The following is a 17,409-nucleotide window of genomic DNA, read 5'->3' on the forward strand; positions in this document are numbered from 1 at the left end:
TGAACTAGACATTCTCATCGAGAGTCCATTTTTTATCACAATACGACAATGTTATTATATTGCAATTGAATATTTTTCCTCATATTTGCCTTTATACAGGCTTTTGAGAGCTGGATGATAGAAAAAAAAATGTATAATTTAGGGTTCATAATTTTTTTCATAGGTTTTTAATAATGGCTACACAATTTGAATTAGCAAATGCAATTCGTGCCTTGAGCATGGATGCTGTGCAAAAGGCAAAAAGCGGTCATCCTGGGGCACCCATGGGTATGGCTGACATTGCAGAAGTGCTTTGGAATAAACACCTAAAATTTAATCCATCGAATGCGAACTGGGCTGATCGAGATCGTTTTGTGTTATCTAACGGCCATGGTTCAATGCTTATTTATTCATTACTGCATTTGACAGGTTTTGACTTAAGTATTGAAGAACTGAGAAATTTCCGTCAACTACACTCAAAAACCCCAGGTCATCCAGAGTATGGTTACGCAGATGGAGTTGAAACAACAACTGGACCTTTAGGTCAGGGCATTTCAAATGCTGTTGGTATGGCCATAGCAGAGAGAACTCTTGCAGCACAATTCAATAAACCAGGACACTCAATTGTGAATCACTTCACTTATGTCTTTATGGGAGATGGCTGTTTAATGGAAGGTTTGTCGCATGAGTCATGCGCTTTAGCGGGGACCTTAGGTTTAGGAAAATTAATCGCATTTTGGGACGACAATGATATTTCAATTGATGGCCACATTGGTGACTGGATGGAAAAAGGTGTTCCTACTCGTTTCAAATCCTACAACTGGCATGTGATTTCTGATGTCGATGGACATGACCCTGAGGCAATAAATGCTGCGATTATTGAGGCTAAGTCAATCGATGATAGGCCTACATTAATTTGTACGAAAACTATTATTGGTTATGGATCACCAAACTTAGCTGGTTCACATAATTGTCATGGTGCGCCATTAGGTGAGGAAGAAATAGCTAAGACTAGAGAAAATATTGGGTGGAATCATGAGCCTTTTGAGATTCCACAAGAGATATATGATGGCTGGAGTCACAAAGCTCAAGGTAAAGATGTAGAAGATGAGTGGAATGAAAAGTTTAGAGCTTATAGTGCCTCATTTCCAGATGAAGCAGCTGAATTTGAGCGTCGAATGGCTGGAACATTGCCAGAAAATTTTTCAGTTAAGATGGATGAGTATATTGCTAAAACTCAAGAAGATATGCCTAATATAGCCTCTAGGAAAGCCTCGCAAAATGCTATTGAGGCTATGGGTCCAATTGTTCCTGAGTTGTTTGGTGGTTCTGCAGATTTGACTGGTTCGAATTTAACAAACTGGTCCGGCTCTGTTATTGTTAATGCTGAAAATGCCAATGGAAATTATATTTCTTGGGGCGTAAGAGAGTTTGGAATGGCAGTCATGATGAATGGAATGGTTTTGCACGGAGGTTTTAAAGTCTATGGTGCAACTTTCCTGATGTTTATGGAATATATGCGAAATGCTTTGCGCATGGCAGCAATGATGAAGATTGGAACCATTTTTGTTTATTCACACGACTCAATAGGCCTCGGTGAAGATGGGCCAACACACCAAGCAGTAGAACAGATTGCTACGATGAGAGTTATTCCAAATTTTCAAACTTGGAGGGCTTGTGATGCAATAGAGTCAGCTGTCTCCTGGAAAATTGCTATGCTTAGAGGCGAAGCACCAACAGCACTTATTTTCTCCAGGCAAAATCTAACACCGATGGAAAGAACAAATGATCAGTTAAAAGCCATAGAAAAGGGTGGTTATGTCCTTTCTGACTGTAATGGAGAGGCTGATGTAATACTGATTGCTTCTGGTTCTGAGGTTTCACTTGCAATGGAGTCAGCAAAAGTAATGAATAATAGAAAGGTTCGAGTCGTATCCATGCCATCAACAAATGCCTTTGACGAACAAGATCAAGACTATAAGGATTCAGTATTGACTCCAGGGGTCAAGAGAGTTGCAATTGAGGCAGGTGTTGCAGAGTCTTGGTATAAATATGTAGGCCTAGATGGAGGCATTGTTGCGATGAGTACTTATGGAGAGTCTGCACCTGCAGGCGAGTTATTTAAACATTTTGGTTTTACTGTAGAGAATGTTTTATCTACAGTTGATGAGGTTTTAAGTTAATTAATTTTTTAGGAGTTTGAGATGACAATTAAAGTTGGAATTAATGGTTTTGGCAGAATTGGAAGAATGGTTTTTCGCGCAATTGATAAGGATTTTGACAATCTAGAAGTGGTCGGTGTAAATGACCTTCTCGATAATGATTATCTGTCTTATATGCTCAGATATGATTCGGTTCATGGGCGTTTTGGTAAAGACGTTGTGGTTGAAGGCAATAATTTTATCATTGATGGAAAAAAAATTCGCTTAACCGCAGAGCGCAATCCAGCTGACCTTAAGTGGGGTGATATTGGCGCAGATCTTGTTATTGACTGCACTGGTTTTTTCTTAACAGAAGAGGGTTGTCAAGCACACATTGATGCTGGCGCAAAAAAAGTAATACAATCTGCACCTTCTAAAGATAGTACGCCGATGTTTGTTTATGGTGTTAATCATGATGCATATGATGGCCAGTCAATAATCTCCGCTGCATCATGTACAACTAATTGTTTGGCTCCTATAGCAAAAGTCCTTAATGATGAATGGGGAATTAAAAGAGGGCTAATGACAACAGTTCATGCTGCTACAGCAACTCAAAAAACAGTGGATGGACCATCAATGAAAGATTGGCGTGGCGGTAGAGGTATTTTGGAAAATATCATTCCTTCCTCGACTGGAGCAGCGAAAGCTGTCGGTAAGGTATTGCCAGAGTTAAATGGAAAATTAACTGGAATGGCTTTTAGAATTCCTACTTCTGATGTATCTGTAGTCGATCTAACAGCTGAGCTAAATAGTGCGTCTGACTATGATGCAATTTGTAAGGCTATGAAGTCTGCCTCTGAAGGCTCAATGAAAGGTGTACTAGGTTATACAGATGAGAAGGTTGTATCAACAGATTTTGTGGGTAGCACTCACGCCTCAATTTTTGATGCTGAGGCAGGAATGTCTATGGATGAGACTTTCGTTAAAATGGTTTCATGGTACGATAATGAATATAGTTACACTTGTAACTTGCTTCGTTTAGCTGGCCATATCTCACAATAGTATTGTTTCTATTTAGTTGGAGCATTTGATGAACTTACTTAAGATGACTGATCTGGACTTAAACGGTAAGAGAGTCTTAATTAGACAGGACTTAAATGTTCCAATAAAAAATGGTGAAGTAACAAGTGATAAAAGAATTGTCGCCTCATTGCCAACCATACTGAGCGCCTCTAAAGCTGGCGGCAAAGTGATGATTACATCACATCTTGGAAGGCCAAATGCGGGTGAGTTTGAAGAAAAATTCTCTCTTCAACCTGTTGCAAATCATCTTTCAAAATTACTAGGACAAAAAGTTAGGCTCATATCAAATTGGCTTGATGGAATAGAGATGGAGAATGGTGAGGTAGTTCTGTGCGAAAACGTTAGATTTAATGAGGGTGAAAAAGAAAACGACGAGGCTTTGTCAAGAAAAATGGCAGCGTTATGTGATATCTGTGTGCAAGATGCTTTTGGAACCGCTCATAGGTCTCATGCATCAACCTATGGCGTTACTGAATTTGCACCAGTATCATGTGCGGGACCACTTTTAGTTGGAGAATTGGAGGCACTCGGTAAAGCGCTTGATAACCCAAAGAGACCAATGGTAGCAATTGTGGGAGGTTCAAAAGTTTCCACAAAATTAACAGTATTGGACGCGCTTTCCAAGGTAGTTGATCAGCTCGTTGTGGGCGGCGGTATTGCAAATACATTTATCGCAGCACAAGGAAATAGTGTTGGTCAATCATTATGTGAGCATGATCTTATTCCAACAGCTCAATCATTAATGGAGCATTGTCAAATTCCTGTTCCTGGTGATGTGGTGTGTGGTAAAGAGTTTTCAGAATTTGCTACGGCTGAAAGTAAAAATTCTAGTGCAGTTGCTCCAGACGATATGATTTTTGATATTGGACCAAACTCAACTTCAGAGCTTTGTGAGATTATGAAAAACGCAGGAACAATTGTATGGAATGGCCCTGTAGGTGTTTTTGAATTTGATCAGTTTGCTAGAGGGACTGAGCTCTTGGCAACAGCAATTGCAGAGTCTGATGCTTTTTCAATTGCAGGCGGAGGGGATACTCTGGCCGCGGTAGATAAGTTTAAAATTGAAGATAAAATATCTTATATTTCTACTGGGGGCGGGGCATTTTTAGAGTTTCTTGAGGGAAAAAAATTGCCTGTTGTTGAGATTCTTGAGAAAAGAATGCAATCATCTGATGATTAAGAGAAGAACTAAAATTCTAGCCACGCTTGGCCCTTCTACTGATGATCCAGAGGTTTTAAAAGGCATTTTGGACGCAGGAGTTAATGTTGTGCGTATTAATTTTTCTCATAATGATGAACAAGAGCACCTTGCACGTATAGCTCAGGTAAGACAATATGAAAAAGAAAACGATGCTTTTATTGGATTAATGATGGATTTGCAAGGTCCAAAGATCAGAATTGGCTCGTTTAAAACAGAAAAGATTGAACTTAAGAAAGGTGACCAGTTTACTCTTGATGCCGGACTATCTGAGAATGATGGTGATCAGAGTAAAGTAGGCCTGGCTTATAAACAACTTCCAAGTGATCTGAATTCTGGAAATATTCTTTTACTCGATGATGGAAAAATAATTCTTGAGGTTAAAAAAATTTCTAGAGATAAAATCATAACTCAGGTTAGTCAAGGCGGTGTCCTCTCTAATAATAAGGGCATTAATTTACGTGGGGGTGGATTGAGCGCAAGTGCTTTAACTGAAAAAGATAAAAAAGATATTATTACAGCTGCTAAAGCAGACGCAGATTATGTAGCAATCTCTTTTCCAGTGAATGCTGATGATGTTCGAGAAACTAAGAGACTACTGGCAGAGGCAGGCTCAAACGCAAGCGTTATAGCAAAAATTGAAAGAGCCGAGTCATTGCAAGATGATGTCATTACTGAAATAATTCAAGAGTCAGCTGGAATCATGGTGGCTCGTGGAGACCTTGGTGTTGAGATTGGAGACCCACAATTGCCAGCTCAACAAAAACGTTTAATACAACTTGCAAGAGCTAATGACAGATTTGTTATTACTGCAACTCAAATGCTTGAATCAATGATCGTTAGCCCTATCCCAACCAGAGCTGAGGTTTTTGATGTAGCAAATGCTGTACTTGATGGGACAGATGCAGTTATGCTATCAGCGGAGACTGCGGTGGGTTCATATCCAATTAAAGCAGTTAAAACTATGAGTGATGTATGTATTGAGGCAGAGAAGAGTCCAACTGCAAAAGTCTCACACCATAGGCTACATGAGAATTTTGAAGGTGTTGATGAAACGATTGCTATGAGTTCAATGTATGCAGCCAATCATCTTGGTGCAAAAGTTGTAGCGACTCTCACTCAAACTGGGAAAACAGCTCTTTGGATGTCAAGAATTAGTTCAAACATTTCAATTGTTGCGATGTCTGACAATTATAAAACATTAAAAAAAGTTACTATATATAGAGGGGTATACCCTTGCTCTATAGAAAAAAATAGTGCTGATGATTGGAATGATGTAAATAGTAAGGTTATTGAAAACCTTATCAACAAGTCTGTGGTGGATGATAAAGACATAGTTATTGTTACGAAGGGGATGCATAAAGATAAATCAGGAGGTACAAATCTGATGAAAATTTTGCGTGTTGGTGATGGAAATTATTAATAGAAAATAAAAAGGTGAATAATATGGTAAATAATCAAGAAGAGTTAAGGCAGACAGCAAATGAACTTGCTGCTAAAGGTAAAGGATTGCTTGCAGTGGATGAATCTACTCCAACTATTGGGAAGCGACTTGCAGGTATCAATGTAGAAAATACTGAAGAAAATCGTCAGGCTTATCGCGGTATGCTGTTCACAACTGAAGGGCTTGGGAAATTTATCAGTGGCGCTATTCTTTTTGAGGAGACACTTTATCAAAACCATCTTGATGGCGAAGCTATGGTTTCAAAAATAAAAAAGTTAGGCATTATCCCTGGAATCAAGGTGGATAAGGGCCTTAGCCCTCTAGCTGGAGCACATGAAGTTGAAACATGGTGTAAAGGCTTAGAAGGTTTAGCGGAGAGGACTGCTGAGTATTATAAGCAGGGAGCAAGATTTGCGAAATGGCGTGCAGTTCTTCAAATTACTGCTGACGGCTGTCCAACTGATCTTGCAATTAGAGAGAATGCATGGGGTTTAGCTCGATATGCTAAGATTTGCCAAGAATCAGGACTTGTTCCAATCATTGAGCCTGAAATTCTTATGGATGGTGATCACACGATTGAAAAGACTGCAGAAGTTCAAGAAAAAGTCCTGGTTGAGGTTTATAAAGCTTGTTCAGAAAATAATGTGTTTTTAGAAGGCACATTGCTAAAACCTTCTATGACAGTTTCAGGTGCAGATAACAAAAATAAAGCTGGATCTGAAGAGGTTGCTAAGATGACTGTTAGGACAATGAACCGATGCGTTCCAGCAGCAGTTCCTGGCATCATGTTTCTATCTGGAGGTTTAACTGAAGAGGATGCCTCTGTTTACTTAAATACCATGAATAGTATCGAACACAAGAGTGCTACAAGTCTCACCTTCTCATATGGAAGAGCCTTACAGCAATCTTGTCTTCAGGCCTGGAATGGAGAAAATCTAGAGGCCGGTCAGAAAGCATTATTGGCAAGATGTCAGGCTAATTCCGAGGCTTCTACAGGAGACTATGTTGCCGGTTCTCAGCCATCGTCACAAGAGACTCTTTTTGAAGCTGGATATAAGTATTAATTTTGATTAAGAATCATGCCCTGACTAAATTTATCAAGTCATAGGCTTAAGGCGTATAATTGAGGGTCCGATTTATCGGGCCCTTTTTTATTGAAATCTAATTAAGAATGAAACAAAGTAAATATTACCCTGTAATTGTAGTTGGAGGCGGCCATGCTGGAACTGAAGCTGCACTTGCCTCAGCTCGAATGGGTGTGGATACATTGTTAATCACTCACAATATAGAAACTATTGGCCAGATGAGTTGTAATCCAGCCATCGGAGGAATAGGGAAAGGACATCTTGTAAAAGAGATTGATGCTATGGGCGGTTCAATGGCAAGAGCAATCGATTTATCTGGCATACAGTTTAGAACTCTAAATGCATCAAAAGGTCCTGCAGTAAGAGCTACAAGAGCTCAAGCAGACAGACTATTGTATAAAGCCGAAATCAGAAATATAGTTGAAAATCAAGAGAATTTAACAATATTTCAGCAGCCAGTCGATGATTTAATTTTAGAAAATAATAGGGTTAAAGGCGTAGTTACACAAATGGGCCTTGAATTTTTTGCAGACAGAGTTATTTTGACTTCGGGTACCTTTTTGGGTGGAATAATTCATATTGGTCAACAAAATTATCAGGGCGGAAGGGCTGGAGATGCTCCTGCCAACATACTATCTAAAAGACTAAGATCCTATGATTTAGGCGTTGGAAGGCTTAAAACTGGGACGCCACCAAGACTGGACGGTAGAACAATTAATTTCAATGTTCTTCAAAAACAAGAGGGAGATAACCCATTACCGAGCTTTTCATTTTTAGGTAAATCATCAGATCACCCTGAACAGATACCTTGCTTCATAACACATACCAACTCAAAAACCCATGAGTTCATCAATAATGGCCTGAAAGACTCACCACTTTTTAGTGGCAAAATTGAAGGTGTTGGCCCAAGATATTGCCCTTCAATTGAAGATAAAGTTGTAAGGTTTGCAGAACGTGATTCACATCAAATATTTGTTGAGCCTGAAGGTTTAACTACTCACGAGGTTTACCCGAATGGTATCTCTACTTCGTTACCTTATGAGGTTCAAGAAGAATTTGTGAACTCAATTAAGGGCTTTGAAAATGCCAAGATAATCCGTCCAGGATACGCCATTGAGTATGATTTTTTTGATCCAAGAGGTTTAAAACAGACCCTAGAAGTTAAGAAAATATCTGGCCTATTCTTCGCTGGTCAGATTAATGGTACAACTGGATACGAAGAGGCAGCGGCACAGGGGTTGCTTGCAGGAATTAACGCAGCACTTCAAGTTCAAGAAAAGAATGCATGGATTCCTAAGAGAGATGAGTCTTACATTGGAGTAATGGTTGATGACTTAACAACTAAGGGAGCAACCGAACCATATAGGATGTTCACCTCAAGGGCTGAATACCGATTATTGCTAAGAGAAGATAATGCAGATGAGAGATTGACACCACAGGCGAGAGAGTTGGGGCTTATCAATGATTTTCGCTGGGAAGCCTTCAATGGAAAGTATGAGCAGGTTGCTAATGAAAAAAAACGCTTAAAGACTTTTTGGATCCAATCAGATGATAGTCAAGCAGAACAAGTGCTTGGAATAAAATTGAATCATGAATATAGCCTAGAAGCTTTGCTTAAAAGACCCAATATCAATTACAAATTACTAAGTAAAATTGAAAAGGCTAAACCCTTTTTAGAAGATAAATTGATTATTGAGCAGGTCGAGAATCAAATTAAATATGAGGGTTATATTAAAAGGCAGTTGGACGAAATTGAAAAATATCGTAAAAATGAAAATACAAAGCTCTCTTCAAATATTGATTACAATGAGATTAAAGCGTTGTCAAATGAAGTAAGACAAAAGTTGAATCAGTTTAAGCCAGAAACAATAGGTCAGGCCAGTAGAATTCAAGGCGTGACTCCTGCATCAATTTCGATACTCCTTGTATTTCTAAAAACCTATAAAACGCATTCGTGAATGAAATAGACAGTCTGCTTTGTGAGGGTGCAGAGCTTATGGATATATCTTTTTCAGATGAGCAGCTTGATCAGCTACTAGCTTATCATGGTCTTATTGGTAAATGGAATAAGGTCTACAATTTGAGTGCAATACGCGACCCAATTGAGTCAATCAAAAAACATTTTTTGGATAGTCTATCGATTGTTAGTTTTATTCAACCTGGAATGCTCTTAGATGTTGGTTCAGGAGCAGGATTACCAGGCATTGTTATTGCAATTATGAAACCAAAAACTAAAGTATTTACAATCGACAGTGTTGGAAAAAAATGCCGGTTTATGCAAACAGTAAAGACAGAATTATCATTAGAAAACTTGACTGTAGTCAACAATAGGGTTGAAAGCTTCAACTATGAAGAAAAATTCCCACAAATTGTATCAAGGGCTTTTTCATCTGGAGTTGATACATTAGATAAAACTCGACATTTAATTTCAAGTAATGGGCGTTATTTGCTTATGAAGGGTGCTAATGTTGACCAAGAAAATCTTCAGAAACTCAGCTTTAAAATTCATTCTATACAAGTACCCTTTGTCTCAGACAAGAGATCACTTTTAGAAATTAATATATAATTTTGTTATGCAAATAATTGATTCCCATTGCCATATTGATCGTGTAGATCTTGACGCATTTGGTGGAAGTATTGAGTCAATGCTAGATCATGCAAGAAATCTTTCAGTCGATAAATTTTTGTGTGTTTGTATAGATCTGGAACATTTTGATGATGTCCATACATTGTCAAAATCTTACCCCAACATCTATTGTTCTGTTGGTGTTCATCCAACAGAAACAAATTGTAAAGACCCGTCTATTGAAGAGCTTTTAGAGTATGCCAAAAGTAATAGAGTAATTGCTATTGGTGAGACAGGTCTAGATTATTTTCATGTAAGAAAAGATGAGGCTGATTGGCAGAGAGACAGATTTAGAAGGCATATTGCTGCATCTAATCAGTCGGGGAAGCCAATGATTATTCATATGAGAGACTCAAAAGAGGACACAATTGAAATCTTATCGCGAGAGAAAGCAGAAAAAGGCGTTATGCACTGTTTCGCAGAGGATTTGGAGACTGCTGAAGCTGCAATAGATTTGGGATTCTATATTTCTTTTTCTGGCATTCTTACCTTCAAAAGCGCACAAGATTTAAGGGAAGTGGCAAAACAAATTCCTACAGAACGTATTTTAATAGAAACTGATTCTCCTTATCTAACACCAGTCCCTTATAGAGGCAAGCCAAATAGTCCAGCCTATACATACTATGTTGCTGAAAAGCTTGCTGAGATTCGTAATACGACAATTGGAGAGATTGCAAAAGTAACAACGCAAAATTTTAATCAGTTGTTTTTCTCTTGAACTTATGACTACCCATGATGCACCTAGGTTTGTAACAGTTGATGAATTTTCTGTGGGCCAAAGACTTGATAATTACTTGATTAAGTTGCTGAAGGGGGTTCCAAAATCTAGGATTTATCGCATCATTCGAAAGGGTGAGGTTAGAGTAAATAAGGGCAGAAAGAAAGCTGATTACAAGCTTAAAGCTGAGGATTTAATTCGAATACCACCTATAAGAACTTCAACTGAAAAAGAAATCAAGCCTTCACAAAGCCTACTAAAGTTACTTGAGAATGCAGTGCTTTATGAGGACAAGGGCATGCTAATAATCAATAAAATTCATGGAATGTCAGTTCATGGTGGCAGCGGGATTAGTGTTGGAATTATTGAGGCACTCAAATCACAATACAAAGAGCCAATAGAGCTTGTTCATCGGCTTGATCGTGCAACTTCTGGATGCCTAATTCTGGCCAAAAAAAGATCAGTCCTAAAGTCATTACATTCACAGTTAGTTAATCATCAATTAGAAAAAAGATACACAGCACTAGTCAAAGATACATGGAGCAAGAAAAAACATACTATTGATGCACCCATATATCAAAACTCCAGATACAGCGTAATAGATTCAAAAGGAAAGGACTCTCTAAGTCACTTCCATCCCATAAAAAACTTTGAATTAGGGGATTTTAATGCCTCACTTGTTGAGGTATCAATAGAAACTGGCAGAACACATCAAATTCGTGTTCATGCAAAGTTTGCGGGGCATCCAGTTGCACAGGATGATAAGTATGGCGATGGAGATTTTGATCAGTTTATGAAAAAGAAAGGTCTAAATCGTTTATTTTTGCATGCCAAGACATTAACTTTTACGAACCCATTAACAAATGAAATTCAGAAAGTAAATGCACCGCTGCCAGATGATTTAGAAACATTTTTGAAAAAACTATGATTCCATATATTCGATTGATGAGACTAGATAAGCCTATTGGCTCATTATTGCTTTTATGGCCAACTTACTGGGCGTTATTCCTTAGTGCTGATGGATGGCCAGATTTAGATTTATTGATTATTTTCACGCTGGGAGTTGTTATTATGAGAACCGCAGGCTGTGTAATCAATGATTATGCTGATCGAGAAATTGATAAACACATTAAAAGGACACAAAACAGACCTATCACATCAGGTGAGATTTCACCAAGATCGGCACTAATATTATTTGTAATACTAATATTTATCGCTTTTTTGCTAGTTTTACAAACAAACCTATTGACTATCCAGCTTTCACTATTAGCGGCTGGCTTAGCTACAATTTACCCTTTTACTAAAAGATGGACAAATCTACCGCAACTTGTTTTGGGAGCGGCATTTGGAATGAGCGTTCCTATGTCTTTTGCAGCACAAACTGGCTCAGTACCATTAGAGGCGGGTCTCGTTTTCCTAGCCTCCCTAGTCTGGACTCTGATTTACGATACTCTCTATGCTATGGCTGATCGAGATGAAGATTTAATAATAGGGGTCAAGTCAACAGCAATTCTGTTTAAAAGATATGACCATATTGTCATTTCCGTTTTACAATTGCTACTGATTTTGATATTTTTTGGAATAGGTAATTCCTTCAATTTAGGCCAAATTTACAATTTTTCTGTAATTTTTATTGTTTGTTTTATGATTTATCATCAGATTTTGATGAAAAAACGGCAAAATGAGCAATATTTCAAGGCTTTTATTCATAACAATTACCTTGGTATGACTGCATTTGCTGGGATTTTCTTGTCAGTTGCAATTTAAGAGTAATTTTTGTTGTTTTTTTGCAACTTTATAGCCATTTCTGCTCATTTTTGCTTCATTTTTAGCTTTTTTTCATCAATAAAACTTGACACTCAGTTTTCGTTACTATAAAAAGTGCATCAATCGGCAAAGATGCCGGTTATCTTTATAATTAATGGAGAGAAAATATGTTAAGTAATGTAACTGGTTGGATAAAAAAATTAACAGAAGCAGGTGTGGGTCTTGTAGGACTTGCAATTGTAGTTCAAGTAATCTTTGGTTCAAGCGTAGCATTCCTTCCTGGTGATGTTATTGCTAATCTAATGGGTATCATTGGATCACTTGGAGCTGCTGGCTTAGTTGGGTTAGTCACAGCTGGATTGTTGTACCAAATCCTCAAGTAAACATACCATATTAGCTCAATGAAAACCCGCCGAGAGGCGGGTTTTTTATGTACGAAAAAATATTAATATTATTTTGATAAGTCCTATTAATTCAACAGATTAAGCGTTTTTTCCCAAAAATGCAACTCAGAAAACTTGACATAATTATATTGATACTATAAAAAGTTCATCAATCGGTAGTGATGCTGGTTATCTTTCAACAAACGGAGAGAAGATATGTTAGACAACGTAATTGGTTGGGCAAAAAAATTGACTGAAGCAGGCGTTGCAGTTATTGCACTTGCTGTAGTTGTTCAAATAATCTTTGGCGGTGATGCTGCATTCCTTCCTGGCGATGTAACTGGCAGCCTGATTAATATCATAAGTGAACTTGGCTCTGCTAACTTAGTAGGTCTTGTTGCTGCGGGGTTAATATACAAAATCTTTACTAGGTAACATAGCATATTAGCTCATTAAAAAACCCGCACTAGGCGGGTTTTTTATTGCTTCAAATAATAGAGATTAAATTCCTCTAAGGAGTTCGTTAATGCCAACTTTTGATCTTGTTTTTGCATCAACCTGTTTCACTATTACAGCGCAATACAGTGAGTAGCTACCGTCTGAAGATGGAAGATTTCCAGAAACTACAACTGAGCCAGCTGGAATACGACCATAACTTACTTCCCCAGTCATCCTATTATAAATTTTCGTTGATTGCCCAATATAAACACCCATTGATATAACAGCACCTTCTTCGACAATAACTCCTTCGACCACTTCAGACCTTGCACCAATAAAACAATCGTCTTCAATTATCGTGGGGCTAGCTTGCAATGGCTCTAAAACACCACCAATACCAACACCACCTGATAAGTGAACATTTTTACCTATCTGAGCACATGATCCAACTGTTGCCCATGTATCTACCATTGTTCCTGAGTCAACATAAGCGCCTATATTTACGTAAGAGGGCATTAAAACAGTATTAGGGGCAATATATGAGCCTCGTCTTGCGGTTGCGGGAGGAACTACCCTGACACCTGATGCTTGGAACTCTTTCTCAGTCGTAGCTGCATACTTAGAGGGCACCTTATCAAAGTATTGTGTATATCCAGAGGGCATAGGGGTGTTGTCAGCTAGTCTAAATGAGAGAAGGACAGCCTTCTTTAGCCATTCATTAACTTGCCAATCACCAATACCTTTCTGTTCTGCCACTCTAGCTTTGCCTGAGTCCAGTAAGTGTATTGCTTCATTAACAGCATCTTTAATTTCAGGGCTTGCAGTAGCTGGAGTTAAATGATTCCTATCCTCAAAAGCTGATTCGATAATATCTTTCATGATTAATACTTAAAAAAAGGGGCAATTATAACATTTACATTAGATTTGAGCTTATCTAATGTTCGTGATGATGGTTATGATGATGCTCATAAGTAGCCATTAGTTCATTTATTTGATCAGCAAAAAGATCATTAAATTTTTCATCTTTCAATATTGATTCAGGAAGACCCTCGCAGCAGATATGATGATATAAACACAAAACTTGGGTTGATTCCTTCATGACTCGATGTAAGTCATGGGATACCATTAAAACCGCACAATTTTGCTGTTGATGAATGTCCTGAATCAGCTTATAGAGTTGCATTTGACCATCAACATCTAGATTTTGGGCAGGTTCATCTAGAATTAATACATTCGGTTTATTGAGCAGCGCTCTAGACAGCAGAACCTTCTGTAATTCACCTCCAGATAGGTTTTTTAGAGGCAATTGAAGCAAATCATTAATGCCTATCAAATCAAAAGTTTGCTGCATAAAAACTAAATCCAGCTTCTGATTCAAAGTCAGAAAGTCTTTCACAGATATGGGTATAAATGGATTAGCTGTAAATGTTTGAGGGGTATAACCAAGCCTGATATCTTCCTGATAAGTTACACTACCAGAGTCTTGCTTAATAACACCTAACAAAATTTTGATTAAAGAGCTTTTTCCTGCACCGTTAGGACCAATGAGCGTGACAAATTCTCCTTGATGAAGCTGAAAACTGACATCATCAAGAACATTCTTACCATTATGGCTGAGTGTAATGTTGTTGAGAGTTATGAGGGCATCTGACATAAGTACATTTTATCTAACATTTTCAACATTCAAGCTCAAAATAAAGAGTTAGAGGCATTATATTCATAACCCAGTTTCTAAGAATTGAAACATAGTTTAGATGTAAAATTTAAATATGAATCAGCCTCTCATTTTAGTTGACGGAACAGCATTTCTATTCCGCTCTTACTTCTCAACAATCTCTCAAAATCTTACTAACGAAAGTGGTTTTCCTACAGGGGCTATGTTTGGAGTTGTGAATGCCATCAAGCACTTACAAAGAAAATACCATGGTTCAAAACTAATTATGATTTTCGATGCAAAGGGCACAAACTTTCGCCATGAAATTTTTCCTGAATACAAGGCTAATAGAAGCCCTGCTCACGATGACCTAATCGTTCAGATTGAGCCCTTATATCAAATTGTTCGCGCTATGGGTTTTCATTTCTTATGTGAAGATGGAGTTGAGGCTGATGATGTAATTGCTACCTTATCCAAATACGCAAATGATAAAGGCATTGAAACAATCATTGCCAGTGGAGACAAAGATCTCTTTCAGCTAGTTGGAGACAATATAAAACAATTAGATATGAAAGGAAAGCTCTTTTCAGAGGAAGATGTCAAAGACAAAATGGGTGTTATGCCTAGTCAAATCCTTGATTTACTGGCTTTAACTGGTGACACCTCTGACAATATCCCGGGTGTCCCAAGTGTTGGTCCAAAGACGGCGGCAAAGTGGCTTGAACTTTATAAGGACATTGAGGGTGTAAAGGCTAACGCAAATATGATTGGTGGCAAGGTTGGAGAAAAGTTAAGGGAATCCTTTGATTTGTTGGATCTTTCTTATCAACTAGTGAAACTAAAATTTGATGTGAAACTACCTTTGAATATTCTTGAAGATGAGCCTGGAGAAAATACACAGGAACTGATAAAACTTTACACAGAATATGGTTTCTCCATGTGGCTAAAGCAACTAGATGAGCAGGGACCTTCAAAAGCTGGTGAGCCAAATGAGACTGATAATCAGACTGAAAAGGTTGAAGACATTGATTCAACCTTATCTATGGATAACTATACAAAAGCACTTATTCTGAGTGAAAATGATTTTGACGCCTTGCTGTCAAAACTTTTATCAAGTGAATCTTTTGTTTTTGATCTTGAGACAAATAGCCTTGATTATATGGAGGCCCAAATAGTTGGTTTTGTATTTTTAATAGAAAATAATAGCTACTATTTGCCAGTTGCTCATGATTATTTGGACGCGCCAGCCCAAATGTCGAGATCTAAAGTTTTATCCTCCTTAAAACCAATCCTAGAAAGTCCCACAATTGGAAAGATTGGTCAAAATTTAAAATATGATGCACATGTATTAGCTAATGTTGATATCAATTTAAATGGCATCAAGGACGATACAATGGTTAAGTCATATTGCTTAGATTCGGTTGCGAGTCGCCATAATATGGACGACCTGGCCCTTCATTATTTGAGTCACAAAACTATTCAGTATTCTGATGTAGCCGGAAGTGGAAAAAAACAACTGACATTCAATCAAGTTAGCATTGAAGAGGCGATGCCGTATGCATGCGAAGACGTCATTGTTACTAATGAGCTAAATAATTTATTTGAATCTAAATTACAAGAATTCCCAAAATTAGTAGCGCTTTACAAAAGTATTGAGCTTCCTTTAATAAAAGTGATGCTGCGGTTGGAGAGGAATGGCGCTAGGCTGGATGAGGCATCTCTCTTTAATCAACAAAATGAAATTAAAGAAGAAATGATCAAAATTCAAACGCAGGCTTACGAGATTGCGGGAGATGAATTCAATTTAGAATCACCAAAACAAATCCAACAAATTTTATTTAGTGAGGAAGGTTTTGGACTAGAGCCTAAAAAGAAAACAGCAAAAGGACAGCCGTCAACCAATGAAGAGGCGTTAAAGTTATTGGATCATCCTCTAGTGGACCTAATCATGTCTTACAGAACCTTAACAAAGTTAAATTCAACTTATTTAGAGGCGCTTCCTAGGCAAATAAACAGAAGAACTGGGCGTCTTCATACTTCTTACCATCAAGCAGTTACGGCAACTGGAAGGCTTTCTTCTTCAAAACCTAATTTTCAAAATATTCCAATTAGAACTCCACAAGGTGCACAAATTAGGTCAGCCTTTGTTGCTGAAAAAGGGAATGTGATTCTTGCTGCAGACTACTCTCAAATTGAATTAAGGATTATGGCTCACATTTCAGGAGACCAGAACTTAATCAAGGCATTTAATAATAATCAAGATGTCCATAGCTCAACTGCTGCACAAGTATTTGACACTGAAATCTCGATGGTCACTAAGGATCAGCGCCGAAAAGCTAAGGCGATTAACTTTGGCTTAATCTATGGCATGAGTGCTTTTGGTTTGGCTAAGCAAATTGATGTCTCTAGGACTGAGGCCAAGCAATATATTGACGGTTATTTTGAAAACTATCCAGGCGTTTTGAGGTTTATGGAGGAGACTAAAGAAAAGGCAAAATCTCAGGGTTATGTAGAAACAGTTCTTGGAAGGAGGCTTTATCTACCTCAAGTTAATTCTAAAAATAAAATGCTTCAACAGCACGCGTTAAGGACTGCAATCAATGCGCCTATGCAAGGATCTTCGGCAGATATTATAAAGAAAGCCATGCTTGATATTCAGGCCTGGATTGACAAAGAGAATCATCAGATCAAGATGTTTATGCAGGTTCATGATGAACTTGTCTTTGAACTTGATGAGAAAATGGCTGACTCTTACGCAACAGACATAAAAGAATTAATGTCAAATGCTCTCAAGTTGAGCATACCACTCGATGTGGATGTAGGTATCGGGTCGAACTGGCAGGAGGCTCATTAATTCGAATGTTGGTTTATTCGTCTGAATGTCGAAAGTATA

15 protein-coding genes are annotated in these 17,409 nt (G+C 38.0%); 13 read left to right on the forward strand and 2 right to left on the reverse strand.

The window, feature by feature from the left end:
- Positions 1-173: 173 nt before the first annotated feature.
- The 12 genes from tkt (at position 174) to ACMAZA_RS00890 (ending at position 12,859) form a co-directional block, all read left to right on the forward strand.
- Entirely contained in the window at positions 174-2,162 is a 1,989-nt protein-coding gene (gene tkt, locus ACMAZA_RS00835) for a transketolase (protein WP_435189187.1), read from the forward strand.
- Between the two features lie 21 nt (positions 2,163-2,183).
- Positions 2,184-3,182, forward strand: coding sequence for a type I glyceraldehyde-3-phosphate dehydrogenase (gene gap / locus ACMAZA_RS00840; protein ID WP_435189189.1), 999 nt, complete (start codon positions 2,184-2,186; stop codon positions 3,180-3,182).
- Positions 3,183-3,210: 28 nt separating this feature from the next.
- Complete coding sequence (locus ACMAZA_RS00845) at positions 3,211-4,383, forward strand: phosphoglycerate kinase (protein WP_435189190.1); 1,173 nt, start codon at positions 3,211-3,213, stop codon at positions 4,381-4,383.
- The gene (gene pyk / locus ACMAZA_RS00850; RefSeq protein ID WP_435189192.1) at positions 4,376-5,824 is read left to right on the forward strand and encodes a pyruvate kinase; all 1,449 of its coding nucleotides are present in this window, start codon (positions 4,376-4,378) and stop codon (positions 5,822-5,824) included. The genes ACMAZA_RS00845 and pyk overlap by 8 nt, the downstream gene beginning before the upstream one ends.
- A 23-nt stretch (positions 5,825-5,847) precedes the next feature.
- Positions 5,848-6,909, forward strand: coding sequence for a class I fructose-bisphosphate aldolase (locus ACMAZA_RS00855; protein ID WP_435189194.1), 1,062 nt, complete (start codon positions 5,848-5,850; stop codon positions 6,907-6,909).
- 107 nt (positions 6,910-7,016) lie between these two features.
- On the forward strand, positions 7,017-8,888 hold the full coding sequence (gene mnmG / locus ACMAZA_RS00860) for a tRNA uridine-5-carboxymethylaminomethyl(34) synthesis enzyme MnmG (protein ID WP_435189196.1): 1,872 nt from the start codon (positions 7,017-7,019) through the stop codon (positions 8,886-8,888).
- On the forward strand, positions 8,885-9,496 hold the full coding sequence (rsmG, locus tag ACMAZA_RS00865; RefSeq protein ID WP_435189198.1) for a 16S rRNA (guanine(527)-N(7))-methyltransferase RsmG: 612 nt from the start codon (positions 8,885-8,887) through the stop codon (positions 9,494-9,496). The genes mnmG and rsmG overlap by 4 nt, the downstream gene beginning before the upstream one ends.
- A 7-nt stretch (positions 9,497-9,503) precedes the next feature.
- The gene (locus tag ACMAZA_RS00870) at positions 9,504-10,274 is read left to right on the forward strand and encodes a TatD family hydrolase (protein ID WP_435189200.1); all 771 of its coding nucleotides are present in this window, start codon (positions 9,504-9,506) and stop codon (positions 10,272-10,274) included.
- Positions 10,275-10,278: 4 nt separating this feature from the next.
- The gene (locus ACMAZA_RS00875) at positions 10,279-11,202 is read left to right on the forward strand and encodes an RluA family pseudouridine synthase (RefSeq protein WP_435189202.1); all 924 of its coding nucleotides are present in this window, start codon (positions 10,279-10,281) and stop codon (positions 11,200-11,202) included.
- Positions 11,199-12,041 carry a 4-hydroxybenzoate octaprenyltransferase gene (gene ubiA, locus ACMAZA_RS00880; protein ID WP_435189204.1) on the forward strand — a complete coding sequence of 281 codons (843 nt, stop codon included), beginning with the start codon at positions 11,199-11,201 and terminating at the stop codon, positions 12,039-12,041. Before ACMAZA_RS00875 ends, ubiA begins: the two co-directional genes overlap by 4 nt.
- A 167-nt stretch (positions 12,042-12,208) precedes the next feature.
- Positions 12,209-12,424 carry a hypothetical protein gene (locus tag ACMAZA_RS00885; protein WP_435189206.1) on the forward strand — a complete coding sequence of 72 codons (216 nt, stop codon included), beginning with the start codon at positions 12,209-12,211 and terminating at the stop codon, positions 12,422-12,424.
- Between the two features lie 216 nt (positions 12,425-12,640).
- Positions 12,641-12,859 (forward strand): hypothetical protein, encoded by a 219-nt coding sequence (locus ACMAZA_RS00890; RefSeq protein WP_435189207.1) that lies wholly within the window; start codon positions 12,641-12,643, stop codon positions 12,857-12,859.
- 66 nt (positions 12,860-12,925) lie between these two features.
- On the opposite strand, the gene dapD is transcribed toward ACMAZA_RS00890, so the two are convergent.
- Complete coding sequence (gene dapD / locus ACMAZA_RS00895; RefSeq protein WP_435189209.1) at positions 12,926-13,741, reverse strand: 2,3,4,5-tetrahydropyridine-2,6-dicarboxylate N-succinyltransferase; 816 nt, start codon at positions 13,739-13,741, stop codon at positions 12,926-12,928.
- Between the two features lie 55 nt (positions 13,742-13,796).
- Positions 13,797-14,516 (reverse strand): metal ABC transporter ATP-binding protein, encoded by a 720-nt coding sequence (locus ACMAZA_RS00900; RefSeq protein ID WP_435189211.1) that lies wholly within the window; start codon positions 14,514-14,516, stop codon positions 13,797-13,799.
- Between the two features lie 115 nt (positions 14,517-14,631).
- Between ACMAZA_RS00900 and polA the strand changes: the two genes are divergently transcribed.
- A complete protein-coding gene (gene polA, locus ACMAZA_RS00905) occupies positions 14,632-17,370 on the forward strand; it encodes a DNA polymerase I (protein ID WP_435189213.1) in 2,739 nt (912 codons plus the stop codon).
- Positions 17,371-17,409 lie beyond the last annotated feature (39 nt).

Origin of the sequence: Pseudothioglobus sp. nBUS_23 (assembly GCF_051201565.1) — a bacterium.
Lineage (GTDB): Bacteria > Pseudomonadota > Gammaproteobacteria > PS1 > Pseudothioglobaceae > Pseudothioglobus.

Excerpts from the sequence above, each read along its gene's own strand:
- ACMAZA_RS00845 (WP_435189190.1), top strand. The coding sequence starts at position 3,211 with ATGAACTTACTTAAGATGACTGATCTGGACTTAAACGGTAAGAGAGTC.
- polA (WP_435189213.1), top strand. The coding sequence starts at position 14,632 with ATGAATCAGCCTCTCATTTTAGTTGACGGAACAGCATTTCTATTCCGC.
- ACMAZA_RS00900 (WP_435189211.1), bottom strand. The coding sequence starts at position 14,516 with ATGTCAGATGCCCTCATAACTCTCAACAACATTACACTCAGCCATAAT.
- ACMAZA_RS00885 (WP_435189206.1), top strand. The coding sequence starts at position 12,209 with ATGTTAAGTAATGTAACTGGTTGGATAAAAAAATTAACAGAAGCAGGT.
- ACMAZA_RS00890 (WP_435189207.1), top strand. The coding sequence starts at position 12,641 with ATGTTAGACAACGTAATTGGTTGGGCAAAAAAATTGACTGAAGCAGGC.
- ACMAZA_RS00855 (WP_435189194.1), top strand. The coding sequence starts at position 5,848 with ATGGTAAATAATCAAGAAGAGTTAAGGCAGACAGCAAATGAACTTGCT.
- mnmG (WP_435189196.1), top strand. The coding sequence starts at position 7,017 with ATGAAACAAAGTAAATATTACCCTGTAATTGTAGTTGGAGGCGGCCAT.
- ubiA (WP_435189204.1), top strand. The coding sequence starts at position 11,199 with ATGATTCCATATATTCGATTGATGAGACTAGATAAGCCTATTGGCTCA.
- ACMAZA_RS00875 (WP_435189202.1), top strand. The coding sequence starts at position 10,279 with ATGACTACCCATGATGCACCTAGGTTTGTAACAGTTGATGAATTTTCT.
- tkt (WP_435189187.1), top strand. The coding sequence starts at position 174 with ATGGCTACACAATTTGAATTAGCAAATGCAATTCGTGCCTTGAGCATG.
- ACMAZA_RS00870 (WP_435189200.1), top strand. The coding sequence starts at position 9,504 with ATGCAAATAATTGATTCCCATTGCCATATTGATCGTGTAGATCTTGAC.
- gap (WP_435189189.1), top strand. The coding sequence starts at position 2,184 with ATGACAATTAAAGTTGGAATTAATGGTTTTGGCAGAATTGGAAGAATG.
- pyk (WP_435189192.1), top strand. The coding sequence starts at position 4,376 with ATGATTAAGAGAAGAACTAAAATTCTAGCCACGCTTGGCCCTTCTACT.
- dapD (WP_435189209.1), bottom strand. The coding sequence starts at position 13,741 with ATGAAAGATATTATCGAATCAGCTTTTGAGGATAGGAATCATTTAACT.